The 11924-nt window shown below is 68.5% G+C and carries 12 protein-coding genes; 1 reads left to right on the top strand and 11 read right to left on the bottom strand.

The window, feature by feature from the left end:
* The 11 genes from ACFUCV_RS03385 to ACFUCV_RS03335 all read right to left on the bottom strand — a co-directional run bounded on the left by ACFUCV_RS03385 (position 1) and on the right by ACFUCV_RS03335 (position 10590).
* Positions 1 to 705 (bottom strand): SDR family oxidoreductase, encoded by a 705-nt coding sequence (locus ACFUCV_RS03385; protein ID WP_380812028.1) that lies wholly within the window; start codon positions 703 to 705, stop codon positions 1 to 3.
* A gap of 45 nt (positions 706 to 750) precedes the next feature.
* Positions 751 to 2181 (bottom strand): D-glycero-beta-D-manno-heptose 1-phosphate adenylyltransferase, encoded by a 1431-nt coding sequence (gene rfaE2, locus ACFUCV_RS03380; RefSeq protein WP_380812026.1) that lies wholly within the window; start codon positions 2179 to 2181, stop codon positions 751 to 753.
* On the bottom strand, positions 2178 to 2813 hold the full coding sequence (locus ACFUCV_RS03375; RefSeq protein ID WP_380812024.1) for an SIS domain-containing protein: 636 nt from the start codon (positions 2811 to 2813) through the stop codon (positions 2178 to 2180). Before ACFUCV_RS03375 ends, rfaE2 begins: the two co-directional genes overlap by 4 nt.
* Entirely contained in the window at positions 2810 to 4090 is a 1281-nt protein-coding gene (locus ACFUCV_RS03370; RefSeq protein WP_380812022.1) for a glycosyltransferase, read from the bottom strand. The genes ACFUCV_RS03375 and ACFUCV_RS03370 overlap by 4 nt, the downstream gene beginning before the upstream one ends.
* Before the next feature lie 75 nt (positions 4091 to 4165).
* Positions 4166 to 5125, bottom strand: coding sequence for a glycosyltransferase (locus tag ACFUCV_RS03365; protein WP_380812020.1), 960 nt, complete (start codon positions 5123 to 5125; stop codon positions 4166 to 4168).
* Positions 5122 to 6141, bottom strand: a complete 1020-nt coding sequence (locus ACFUCV_RS03360) for a glycosyltransferase family 9 protein (protein WP_380812358.1) — start codon at positions 6139 to 6141, stop codon at positions 5122 to 5124. The genes ACFUCV_RS03365 and ACFUCV_RS03360 overlap by 4 nt, the downstream gene beginning before the upstream one ends.
* A 35-nt stretch (positions 6142 to 6176) precedes the next feature.
* Positions 6177 to 6743 carry a D-glycero-alpha-D-manno-heptose-1,7-bisphosphate 7-phosphatase gene (locus ACFUCV_RS03355; protein ID WP_380812018.1) on the bottom strand — a complete coding sequence of 189 codons (567 nt, stop codon included), beginning with the start codon at positions 6741 to 6743 and terminating at the stop codon, positions 6177 to 6179.
* A 51-nt stretch (positions 6744 to 6794) separates the two neighbouring features.
* Positions 6795 to 7547, bottom strand: coding sequence for a sigma-70 family RNA polymerase sigma factor (locus ACFUCV_RS03350; protein WP_380812016.1), 753 nt, complete (start codon positions 7545 to 7547; stop codon positions 6795 to 6797).
* A 158-nt stretch (positions 7548 to 7705) separates the two neighbouring features.
* Entirely contained in the window at positions 7706 to 8734 is a 1029-nt protein-coding gene (locus ACFUCV_RS03345; RefSeq protein ID WP_380812014.1) for a glycosyltransferase family 9 protein, read from the bottom strand.
* Between the two features lie 80 nt (positions 8735 to 8814).
* Positions 8815 to 10230: an aldehyde dehydrogenase family protein gene (locus tag ACFUCV_RS03340; protein WP_380812012.1), complete on the bottom strand. Its 1416-nt coding sequence runs from the start codon at positions 10228 to 10230 to the stop codon at positions 8815 to 8817.
* A 114-nt stretch (positions 10231 to 10344) separates the two neighbouring features.
* Positions 10345 to 10590, bottom strand: coding sequence for a DUF6480 family protein (locus tag ACFUCV_RS03335; protein ID WP_380812357.1), 246 nt, complete (start codon positions 10588 to 10590; stop codon positions 10345 to 10347).
* Positions 10591 to 10860: 270 nt separating this feature from the next.
* Here ACFUCV_RS03335 and ACFUCV_RS03330 point away from each other — a divergent pair, with 270 nt between their 5' ends.
* Positions 10861 to 11829, top strand: a complete 969-nt coding sequence (locus tag ACFUCV_RS03330) for a glycosyltransferase family 9 protein (protein ID WP_380812010.1) — start codon at positions 10861 to 10863, stop codon at positions 11827 to 11829.
* The last annotated feature ends 95 nt before the right edge of the window (positions 11830 to 11924 follow it).

Raw genomic sequence — 11924 nt, 5'->3', positions numbered from 1 at the left:
TCAGGGCCAGGAGTCCTCCTCCTCGTGGCAGATCACCAGCTCGCGCACCTCGCAGCCGCGCGGCTGGGTGAGGGCAAAAACCACCGCGTTGGCCACCGCCTGGGGATCATTGAGGCGGGAATCGTCGCTGGGTTTGTACTGCTCGGCCCTGTCATCAAAAAAATGGGTCTTCATGCCGGCGGGGATCAGCGTGGTGACACCCACCCTGCCCTTGTTCTCCGCCGCCAGCGCGCGGCTGAAACCAATCACCCCAAACTTGGAGGCACAGTAGGCGCTTGCCTCGGGCAGCGCCCGCAGGCCCAGGGAGGAGGCCACCGTGACCACCGAGCCGTGCCGCTCCTGCAACCACGGCATGGCGGCACGGATCACTGCCGCGGTGCCCAGCAGGTTCACCATGACCACCTTGTCCCACTCCTGGGCCGGGACGTCCTCCAGGCGTCCGCACCTGTCAATGCCGGCCGCCGTCACCACCGCGTCAATGCCGCCACACGATTGCGCCACATCCGCCACCGCCTGTGCCACGGCCGCGGAATTGGAGACGTCCACTTGATGCGCCTGCACATCCTGGACGGCCTGCACGTTCTGGTCCAGCACCACCGGCACTCCGCCGGCGTCGGCTACGGATTTCACCACCGCAGCCCCCAGCCCCGAGGCTCCCCCGCTGACAATGACAACCTTGTTGGCCAAACTTTTCATCTGTTGCATCTGTAATTTTCCTCTTCCTGTCATGGTGCGGATTGGCCGAACGTTTTAATTGCCGGCCCTGGCCAACGCCTGGGCCAACAAGGTGGTGGAGTGTTGGCGGTGGTACGGGACCGTGACCACCTGCCCGCCCCAGCTGCGCACCGCCTGCGCCTCCGGCAGTGTGTCCGCGGAATAGTCGGCCCCCTTGACCCACACATCCGGGCGCAGGGTGCGCAGGGCCTGTTCGGGGGTGTCCTGCTGGAAAAGCACGACGGCGTCCACGCTCGCCAAAGCGTGCAGCAGCTCCATCCGTTCCGCCTCGGCGTTGATGGGACGTTGGGGGCCCTTCCTGGCGCGCACCGAGGAATCGGAATTCAACAGCACAATGAGGCAGTCGCCCAGGGCGCGTGCCTGGGCGAGCATGCGCACATGCCCGGCGTGGAGCAGGTCAAAGCAGCCTCCCGTGGCCACCACCGTCCCGCCCCGGGCACGGACCTGCGCGGCCAGTTCCTGCGCACTTGTGAATCCCTGGGCCGGCACGGAGTGCCCGGTGCCGGATTCCGGCGCGCCGGGGGCGGTGTCAAATTCCGGCGCGCCGGTGGCGGGGTTGGGGGCCAGGGACGCGACGCCCCCCTGGTGCAAAAAGCGGCCTGTCAGGCCCACCGCTGCTTCCACCGCCGTGGAAATGGGTGCCGCCTGCGCCAGGTGCACCGCCAGCGCGGAGGCGAACCGGTCCCCGGCGCCGCAGGAGTCGGCCACTGTCAGCACCGGGGCGGGAAGCAGCAGCGGGGCGACGCCTTCACCGTCGCTGTTTTGCAGCATCAACGCTCCCCGCTCGGCCAGGGTGACCACCACCGCGCGGCTGTGCCACCGTTGCAGCAGGGCCCTGCCCGCCCGCGTGGCGGCCTCGATGCCGTTGCCCTGCGTGCCGGACAGGGTCAACGCCTCACCCAGGTTGGGAGTCACCGCCGCCACCCCCGGCACCGGCTCCACTCCGCGCGGATGCGGATCCCACACCACCGGCACCACCGCTGCCCGGGCCTGCAGGACCTCCCGCAGCAGCGGATCCCTAAGCAAACCGTGCCCGTAGTCGGCAACGACAATCACTTCGGCCCGGGCGCAGGCGGCCACCATGGCCGCCGTCGCCCCGCCTTGGCGGACGTCCTGACAGCCGGAGTCAATGCGCGCCACCTGGGCCTTGTTGGCCCGCAGGCGCGTCTTGCTCGGCGTGGGGCCGTGGATTTCGGCAGCCAGCAGCTGCACTCCCGTCAGAGCCCGGCGCAGCTGCGTGGCGCCGTCGTCGGCCGCCAGCGCCGTCACCAGTGTGACATCATGGCCGTCCGCCAGCAGCAGGGAGGCCACGAGCCCGGCGCCGCCGGCCCGGATCTGCTGCCGCTGCAGGTCAATCACGGGCACCGGCGCATCCGGGCACAGCCTGGTGGCCGCGCCGTCCCAGTCCTGATCCAGCAAAACGTCCCCCACCACACAGATCTTCATCGTGGCCCCCCGGGTCCGGTGCAGCCGAGACGTTCAATTTCGGCGTCAAAGCAGGCGCACAGGGCATGAATGGCCACCAGTTGGGCTTCCTGCACGCTGGCGCCCCTGCCCACCAGGGCCAGGTGCTGCCCGGCAAGCTCCGCCAAGGGATTGGGTGCCGGTCCGGTCATGGCCCAGGTCTGGAGCCCGCGCCGTTGTGCCTCCCGGGCGGCGTGCAGCAGGTTTTCGCTGCAGCCACTGGTGGAGAGCAGCATCAAAATGTCTCCGGCCTTTCCATGGGCTGCCACCTGGCGGGCAAAAACCTGTGCAAAGCCGTAGTCATTGCCAATGGCCGTCACCGCCGAGCTGTCAGCATGCAGGGCAATGGCCGCGAAGGCGGGACGGTCCTTGAGGTACCTGCCCACAATTTCGGCGCTCAGGTGCTGGGCCTCGGCGGCGGAGCCGCCATTGCCGGCCACCAAAAGCCGTCCCCCGCTCCAGAGCTGCTGCGCCAGGGCAGCACCCCAGGTGGCCAGCAGCCCGGACTGGGCGCTCAGGGACGCCAAGGTGGGGCCCAGTTCGCGCACATGCCTGTCCACCACTTCCTGCAGCGGCCGGGACAGGGTCAATGACGCCTGCTGGTCGATGCTCATTGGGCCCACCCTTCCCAGCGGATGCCCGCGGCCGCACCCTCGGCACGCACTGTGCCGCGGTGCCGGGCAGCCACCATGCGGGCATATATTTTCTCCGTTGCCGCCGCCACGTTTTCCCAGGCGTACCGGGAATTTACCCGTGCCACACCGGCGGCGCCGAGCTGTTGGGCCAGCGCCGGGTCCCCCAGGATGGCAGCGAGCGCCTGCGCCACGGCATCCGGATCACGCGGCGGCACGTGCAGACCCGTCCGGCCATGCACCACCGAGTCCTTCAAACCGCCCACGGCCGCAGCCACCACCGGCCGTCCGCAGGCCATCGCTTCCAACGGCACAATGCCAAAGGGTTCGTACCAGGGCGTGCAGACCACGGCATCGGCGCTGCGCAGCAGGGCCGGAATTTGGGACCGGGACAGCTGTCCACGCAGGGTGACCTGATCGGCCACGCCCAATTCGGCGGCCAGGTCCATTAACCGCCGGGCCTCCGGATCCGAGGCAATGCCGCCTTCGGCCCCGCCCACAATCATCAGTTCCACATCGGTGAAGCCCAGGGCCGCCAACGCGGCCAGGGCGCTGACGGCGGTTCCCACGCCCTTGCGCGGCACCAGCCGGCCCAGGGTGACAATGCGGTGGCTGCGGCCCCGCACCTCCTGGGCTCCCTGGGGTGTGAACAATGCGGTGTCCACTCCACAGGGCGCCACGGCAATGGTCTTGGCGGCCACACCCATGGCCTTGAGTTCAAAGACCTCGTCGGAGCAGGTGGCGATGGTCATGTCCACGGTCCGTCCCACCCACGGCTCCAGCTCCACCCGTTCGTCCGGGCTGGTGTCCGCCACGCCCTGGTGCCGGCGCTTGACGGTGCCCAGGGCGTGGAAGGTTTCCGCCACGAGGGGACGCTGCAGGCCGGCGCGTTGGCATTGCGCAGCCGCTTCAAGGCTGGCGACGCCCGACATCCAAAAATGGCCGTGGACTATCTCGGGCGGGCGCACCTGCCAGTGATCGACAATGCCGTTGGCCAACTCCTGCATCCAGGGCAGGAGTTCGTCCTTGGACAGCTGCCGCGCGGGCCCGGCGTCCACATGCACCAGTTCCACGCCCGGGCCAAAGCGGGTCACCGAGGGCAAATGCGGGTCATCGCGGCGGGTGAAGACGCTCACCTCATGCCCGCGGCGCACCAGGGCCGCCGACAGTTCCGCCACATGGACATTCTGGCCGCCGGCATCAACTCCCCCGAGCGCGGCCAGCGGGCTGGCGTGCTCGGAAACCATTGATATTTTCAAGGGAACCTCCTAGGTCAGGACAGTCATGACAGTCAGGCAAGCAAACGAAGGGGGCAAGGGGCGCCGGGGCCGGCGCTAGGTGCACTCATGCAGCAGCACATCCCAGTCCCGGAGGAAACGTTCCAGGGAATAATGGGCCAGTGCCGCTTCGCGGGCAATCTTGCCGCGCCGTGCAGCTTCCCCGGGGTCGTTGAGCAACAAGGTGGCGGCATTGAGCAGCTCCGCCATGTTGCAGGAGACCGCTCCGGCCTCGGGCGGGACGGCCCGGCTGGCCTCGGTGGCATCCACCACAATGACAGGCATGGCCAGCAGCATGGCCTCAATGAGTGACAGGCCCAGGGACGTCCAGCGCAACGGGTGCAGATACAGCCTGTGTCGGGCCAGTCCGGCATGCAGTCCACTGGCGGGCAGGTCCCCGCCCCAGCGCAGCCGGTGCTCCGGCAGCCCGAGGCTGCCGGCCAGCTGTTCCCCACCCATGCCGTAGACGGTCACCGGTGCCGCGGCCGTGAACTGTGGCAGCAGATCGGTGCCCGTGACCCGTCCGCGCCGGACCGGCTCATTGACCACCACCGCCTGTTCCGCCAACACCCCGGTGTACAGCGCGCCCGGATCCGGCACGCCATGTTCAATCACCACCGTGGGCGCCCGGCCCGAATACCACATCATTTGGTTGAAATGGGTCACGTGGGCCACCACGATCCCGCGCTGGTCCGCGAGCGGGTGGATGCTGTGCGGAACGGCGCCCTTGGGCGTGTTGTGTTCAACAAAGATCGCTGGCATGTCCCGTCCGGGACGGCGCCCGGTAAGAAGTTCAACGGCGTCCATCTCCTCCATCCGCTGCAGGACCACGACGTCGATTTCGCTGTGGCGCAGCTGCTCCACGGGAACTTCCTGCACGGTCTCCGGCCAGGGACGGCCCGCCCGGCCCAGACCCCACGGGCCGCCCCGGTCCGTGGTGGGCAAAAGGTAGTGATGGCCGCCGCGGACAAAGGCATCCATCCAGCCGCCGTGGACATGCCACACAAGAATCTTCACTGATCAACCTTTCGGGGTAGCCCCGTTGTTTTTCTCTGCAGGAGCAAAGCCTCCACGGCGGCAATGACCTCGTCCGCCGTGACATTGTTCAGGCAGGGATGGCCCGGGACGGGGCAGATGCGGGCACGGGAATTGCGGCAGGGCGCCTGCTGATCCCCCAGCACCGTCACCGGCACTCCATAGGGTGCCCACTTTTCGGCCGGAACCACGGGGGAGAACAAACTCACCACGGGGGTGCCCACCGCCGCCGCCAGATGGGCCGGGCCCGTGTTGCCCACCACCACGGCCTGCGCGCCCTGGAGCACCGCGGCCAGTGCCGGCAGGTCCAGCAGGCCGCCAAGGTCCAGGGCACTGTCCCCGGCCACGGTGGAGGTGAGCCGGGTTTCCTCTGCCGAACCCGTCACCACCACTGCATGGCCGCGCTGGGCCAGCAGGGCCACGGCCTCCCGGTGGGCCGAGGCGGCCCAGGCCCGGGCCTCGGCATCGGCGCCGGGGTGGACCACCACATAGGGCTTCGCGGGACGGAAGGGCTGCAGGGGTGGGATGCCGCGCACGGCCAGGGTCCCGGCGTCGTCCGGGGGCAGCGTAAATCCGGCCGCCTTTGCAATGGCCAGGGCCCGCAATGGTTCGGCGAGGTTTTCCGGGAAGTCCTCCCCCGGCCGCAGCCGCACATCGAGCAAGGTGCCGGGATAGTCCACGGAGGCGGCGGTGATGAGGTTGACGCCCGCCAGCCGCAGCAGCAGTGCCAGCGGAAGTGGGGACTGGTGGAAGGAGGTGAGGATGATGGCTTGATCCACGTCTTCCTGCGCCAGCAGGGCCAACAGGGTGTCCATGTGGTTTTGGGTGGCGGGCGGGGCCGGATCGGTGATCCAGGGCGCGTCCCAGACAATGATGGAATCCACTCCGGGCAACAGGGCTGCCGCGGCACTGCCCCGGGGCCCGGCCAAAAACGTCACATGGTCGGCGTTGGCGGCCACGGCACGCACTGCCGGGCCGGCCAGCAGCACATCACCCATGCTGTCCTGCCGCGCCACCAGCACCCGTCCGCCCCTCACACCGCAACCTGCTGCGACCGGGGCGTGGATGCGTTGTCCAGCAGTGCGGTGACGGCCGCGGTCAAATCAGCTGCCACCTGGGGTGCCCAGGCCACTTCCGTCTGCAGGGTCACAGCCGTCGGCACCAGCACTGAACGGCAGCCGGCAGCCTCTGCTGCGTCAATGTCCGCACCAATGTCACCAATGACCGCCAACGACTGCACCGCCAGGCCCCAGTGCGAAGCGGCCGCCAGCACCATGCCGGGCTGGGGCTTGCGGCAGGGGCAGCCGTCCTCGGGCACGTGCGGGCAGATGAACCAGGCATCCATGGGCCCCAGCAGTTCATCCACTCGGCGGTTCACCGCCCAGAGTTGTTCATTGGTGAACAGGCCCCGGCCAATGCCGGATTGGTTGGAGATGATGCCCACCTTCAAGCCGGCGGCCCGAAGGCGGGCGACTGCCTGCACTGCGCCGGGCATGAGTTCCACCAGATCCGGGTCCCCGTTGTAGGGAACGTCCTTGATCAAGGTGCCATCGCGGTCAAGTAGCACTCCATTGAGCTGCTGGACTGTGTTCTGCGTCATAAGTGTTTAGTTCCCCGCCCGGCAGCTTCTAAACAAAATTTTCCCCAGGCCTCAATCCGCGCCGAGCTGGGCGCGGAGTTTGGCCAGCAATGCTGCCAGCGCACGGGAGACCTGCATTTGGGAGATGTCGAGCACGGCGGCAATTTGCTGCTGGCTGAGGTCCTCCTGAAAGCGCAGGGCCAGCAGCTGCCGCTCCCAGGGGGTCAAGTCCCGCAGGGCACAGCGCAGGCTCAGCACCTCGTCAATCCGGGAGAATACATCCTCCGCCTGTCCCCGCCGGTCTGCCCAGGAGGAGCCATAGGCGGCGTTTTGGGCGTCGAGGGACTGTGGGGTGATGCTGTTTTCGCTCAGCAGCGCCTCTTCCACATCCTTCGTTTTCACTGTCAGGGCATGGGCCAGTTCGGCGCAGCTGGGTTCCCGTCCCAGCTGCTGGGTGAGTTCGGGGGTGAGGCGGAACAGGGACGCCCGGAGTTCCTGGACACGGCGCGGTGGACGGACGGCCCAGCCATGGTCGCGCAGGTGCCGCTTGATTTCCCCGCAAATGGTGGGCACCGCGAATACGGCAAAGGCGCGCTCAAAGCCGGGATCGTAACGCAGGGCCGCGTGCAGCAGACCCAAACGGGCAATCTGCTGCAAATCTGACCAGTCCGAGTTGGCCCTCCGGTAACGGCGTGCCAAGGCATCAGCCAAGCCCAAGTGCGCCAGCACCAGCTCCGTGCGTTCAGCACTGAGCCCCCGGGCCGGCGGGGGAACCTGGATTCCGGGCCTCGCCTGGGCGGAGGAAGATGTACCAACTTGTGTCATGACGGCCACCTACAACGTCATCGCAGTGGGCGCCATGGGCTTGACGCACTCTCCATAGGGAAACAGAAGCCCGCAGAAGAATCAAGGGTTTGACGCAGGGCACCCCCTGCGGCCCTGAAAGGGATCAGGCTGGGTTTGAGCTGGGAACGGGCTGGAATTCAGCTGCCCAAAAGTTCCCTGACGTCGGCCAGTACGGCAGCCACGGGCACCTCGTCAACGAAGGAGCCGTCGTGTCCGCAGGCGGGGGCCACGTGCCCGGCGGCGGGCGCGCCGCATTGCGGGCAGCGGGTGTCCCACGCGATCTGCACCCGGTGCCGCACCCGCTGCAAGGGGCCAGCATTGACCATGTTCGGAGCCCAAAAGACGGATGCCGTGGCCACGCCCAACGCCTGGGCCAGGTGCCGCGGACCGCTGTCATTGGCCACCAGCGCTGCACTGCTGCGCAACAACCCGCACAGGGTTCCCAGATCCAGGGTCCCGGCCACCGACCGCACCCATTTGGGCTCGATCCGGGCGGGCAGGAGCCTGCGGGCGGCACCGGCCACCTGCTCCGACAGTGCCGCCTCGGCACTGTCGCCCACCACCAGCACCTGGTGGCCATCCTGCACCAGCGCGGCGGCCACGGCCGCGAAATTGTCCCCCGCCCACCGGCGCCGGGGGTCCTGCGCCCCTGGATGCAGCAACACCAGCGGCCGTGCCGCACCGGCGGGCGGCAGCAGGGCCGCGGCGCGTGCGAGTTCCGCCGCGGTGGCCTGCCAATGCAGCTCCGGGGTGGTTTGTCCGGCACCGGCGAGCGCCACCACGTCAAAGCCGCGCATGGTCTCGTGCTGGAAATACTGGTGCGGCACGGTGCGTTCCAGGGCGCTGGCATCCGCGGCCCGGCTGCCCACCGTATGGCGCGCCTGCAGGCTGCGGATGAAGGGATTGGAGAACCTGCCCCCGCCGTGCAGCTGCACCGCCAGATCAAAGGCCCGGATGCGCATCCGCTGCACAAACCCCTCCAGTTCCGCCGCGTCGGGGCTGCTGCCGGTCTGTGACCTGATCCCCTCGGCCAGGGGCAGGACTTCCACCTCTGCGATGCAGCTGCTGCGGTCCTGCAGGATGGCCGCATGCGAAGGCATGCCCAAGAGGGTGATGCGGGCCTGTGGATACGTGCGGGCCAAGGAGTTCAGGGCCGGCATAGCCATGATCAAATCCCCCAGCCCCCCACCCCGGACCACCGCAATGCTCTTCACCCCGGGAAAGGGCGCGTGTGTCCGTGCGGCGTTCATGGACCGGCTTCCGGCGCCGGCTCAATGTGCACCACCGTCACCAGGGACATTTCATCCAGCAGTTCCGGGCCGTACCCAAAACCTGCTCCGCTGGCGCGCCGCGGCTGGGCCGCACCTCCCGGGGCGCCGCCAAAGACGTTGTTGATCTTCACGGTGCCCACGTCCAGGGCGGCCACTGCCTGCTGGGCGTGCAGCAGGCTTCCGGTCAAGACGCTTGCTGCCAGACCGTACCGCCCGCGGGCAGCGAGCTCCAGGCCCTGGGCAAAGCTGTCCACCACCTGCACGGGAGCCACGGGCCCGAAGGTTTCCTCCTGCATCACTGCCATTGTCTCGGTGCACCCGCGCAGGACGGTGGCCGGATAGTGGCTGCCCAGCTGCTGCGGCACGGCACCGCCCACCGTGGCGTGCGCCCCCTGGGCCACGGCGTCCTGCACCTGCCGGTGGACGTGGTCACGCAGACGCCCGTCCACCAAAGGCCCCAGGGACAGGGCGGCGTTGATTCCGCCGGCCTCCGCCTCCAACGCCTCAAGAAACGCTTCGGCAATGCCCTGGTGGACATAAATGCGTTCCACCGAGGTGCAGATTTGGCCGCTGTTGCTGAAGGCCCCAATGCTGGCCTGCCGGGCCGCCCAGACCGGATCGACGCCGTCGTCCACCACCAACGGGTCGTTGCCGCCGTTTTCCACAATCACGTGCGCTCCGGTGGTGGCGGCCAGCAGGCGAAGCTTCTCCCCCGTGGCGCTGGAACCAACATGCGCAATGACCCGCACATGGCTGTCCGCGGCCAGTGCCGCACCGGTGGCTGCGGCCCCTGTGAGTGTGAGCAGCACGTCCCCCGGAAGTTCCGCGGCCAATACGCGCCCCAGCTCCTGCCCCAGGTGCGGGCAGCGCTCGCTGGGTTTATGCACCACCGTGTTGCCCATCACCAGTGCCGCGCCAATCAGGCCGCAGGCCACCGCCACGGGGTCGTTCCAGGGGGTCAGCGCCGCCACCACACCGCGGGGCCGCTGCACCGTGTAGTCGGCGGCGATCCCCGCGCCCCGCAGGCTCTTGCCCCGATGCACCGGCCCCAGCTGGGCATACTGCTCCAGTGTGGCCACCCCGGCCAGCACGCCCTCCAGGGCTTCGTCAACGGCGCGGCCGGTTTCCAAGTGTTGGATCTGCGCCAGCGCGCGGGCTTGCTTTTCCAGGGCCTTGGCGCAGCGCGAGAGGGCCTGGCCGCGGTCCCTCGCACTTGTGGCCGCCCATTGTGCACCTGCTGCGGCCGCCGACCGGCACGCGGCGGCGACGCCTTCGGCGCTGCTGGGCTGCACTTGGCCCACCAGGGCTCCGGTGCGGGGGTTGGTCACCACCAGATCTTCCTCCGGCAGTGCCGGCGCCGGGTGGCTTGCAGGGCGGCTTAGGGGTTTCACATCAGGCTCCTAGGCGGTTCACAGTGCGGAATTTGACCTGTCAAACACCACAGCGTGCAGGGGGCCGTGGTGCTGGATGTGTACCCTGTTGCCGGCAGCTTCAAACGCCGGGCTTTAAAAGATCAAGTCGAAGATTCCCACAATGTGGCCCACAATGAACAGGATCAAGAGCAGCACCACAATGCCAATGAGGACCAGCCAGATGGTGTTCACGGCCTTTCCGGCCTTGCTGCCTTCGGCGTGCCCCTGGTCCCCACTCATGGAGCCTTCCCCCGGCGGGGTCTCACCCGGGGGGACGCCGCCGCCAGGCTCCAGGCCGGTGATGTTTTCGTTGAGGGGATCTGGATTGTTGCTCATGATGTTTGCCTCCTTGGAAAGCGTCCTCGGAACTGGACCTGTGCCGCTGATGCCGGAGCGGCCATCGCGTCCTTCTTCCACTCTTGCACAAGCTTTCCGCAACCAACAGCACCCCTTGACGGCTGCGGAGGCTGCAGGCCGGGACAATTGGGCCCGGGCCCGGCCGCGCAGGGGCGGCGTTGCGGCGTTGACGGCGTGCCGGCCGGTCTTGAAGGTGCGCGGAAAATACGTCATCATGCTCACAGGTCCGCCCACCATCTCAGGAGCCGCAACGTGCGCAGCAATCCACCCGCCAAGCCCACAGTTCTGGTGCTGCGGGCCTTGAAGCTTGGCGACCTGCTGGTGGCCGTTCCGGCGCTCAAGGGCATCCGCGCCGCGTTTGCCCACCACCAGGTGGTGTTGGCAGCGCCGCAGTGGCTGGGCCCGGTGGTGGACCTGATTCCCGCCGTTGATCAGCTGGTGCCCCTGGCCGGGCTCGAGTGCACGCTTCCGGAAGCGTTCGACGGCGTGGACGTGGCAGTCAATCTGCACGGCAACGGCGCCCAGAGCCGGGCCCTGCTGGAGGGCCTGCACCCGGTCCGCCGCGTGGGCCACGCCTCCCCGGGACGGGATGGCCCGGGGAGGCGTGGCCCAAAGTGGGATCCCGGGCTGCATGAACGGCGGCGGTGGGTGGAACTGCTGCGCTTTCATGGCATCGCCGCCCATGCCGACGACGTCGGTATTGAGCTTCCATCCCAGCGGCCGGCGCTGACCGGCGCCACCGTGATCCATGTGGGCGCATCCCACGGCAGCAGGCACTGGCCGGTGGAACGTTTTGCCGCCGTGGCACGCACCCTGGCTGGTGAAGGCCACACGGTGGTGTTGACAGGGGATGCCCATGATGCCCCGCGGGCTGCCGCGGCGGCCCGGCTGGCCCAGCTGCCGGAGGTCCGCAACCTGGCCGGCCGGCTGGGGCTTGGAGACTTTGCGGCCCTCATTGCAGCGGCCTCCGTGGTGGTGAGCGCCGACACCGGCGCCGCCCACCTGGCCTCGGCCTACGGCACGCCGTCGGTGGTGTTGTTTGGACCGGCACCCCCCTCGCAGTGGGGCCCGCCACCCGGGCCGCATCTGGTGCTCACGGATGGGCGGCTGCGCCGGGGCGAAGTTTTCTCCGCCGTCCCCGATCCGGCGCTTTTGGCCGTCCAAGTCCGGCAGGTGCTGGCGGCCGTGGCCACTGTGACCAGCCCGGTGGGGTGCTTGTAACTGTTATTTCCGCTCCTGTAAAGGCCCCCCCTGCGCGGCCCCGTTCCATGGGTCCCCTTATGACAGGACCCAATGCCGGGAGCCGCTGGCAGGTC

The organism is Specibacter sp. NPDC057265 (genome assembly GCF_042668835.1).
In the GTDB taxonomy this organism is placed as follows: Bacteria; Actinomycetota; Actinomycetes; order Actinomycetales; family Micrococcaceae; genus Specibacter.
The sequence above is the reverse complement of the archived record's forward strand: the minus strand, read 5'-3'. Positions and strand labels throughout refer to the sequence as shown.

Coding starts and splice junctions, on each gene's coding strand:
- ACFUCV_RS03385 (WP_380812028.1), bottom strand. CDS start 705: ATGCAACAGATGAAAAGTTTGGCCAACAAGGTTGTCATTGTCAGCGGG.
- rfaE2 (WP_380812026.1), bottom strand. CDS start 2,181: ATGAAGATCTGTGTGGTGGGGGACGTTTTGCTGGATCAGGACTGGGAC.
- ACFUCV_RS03375 (WP_380812024.1), bottom strand. CDS start 2,813: ATGAGCATCGACCAGCAGGCGTCATTGACCCTGTCCCGGCCGCTGCAG.
- ACFUCV_RS03360 (WP_380812358.1), bottom strand. CDS start 6,141: ATGGGTGATGTGCTGCTGGCCGGCCCGGCAGTGCGTGCCGTGGCCGCC.
- ACFUCV_RS03355 (WP_380812018.1), bottom strand. CDS start 6,743: ATGACGCAGAACACAGTCCAGCAGCTCAATGGAGTGCTACTTGACCGC.
- ACFUCV_RS03350 (WP_380812016.1), bottom strand. CDS start 7,547: ATGACACAAGTTGGTACATCTTCCTCCGCCCAGGCGAGGCCCGGAATC.
- ACFUCV_RS03345 (WP_380812014.1), bottom strand. CDS start 8,734: ATGGCTATGCCGGCCCTGAACTCCTTGGCCCGCACGTATCCACAGGCC.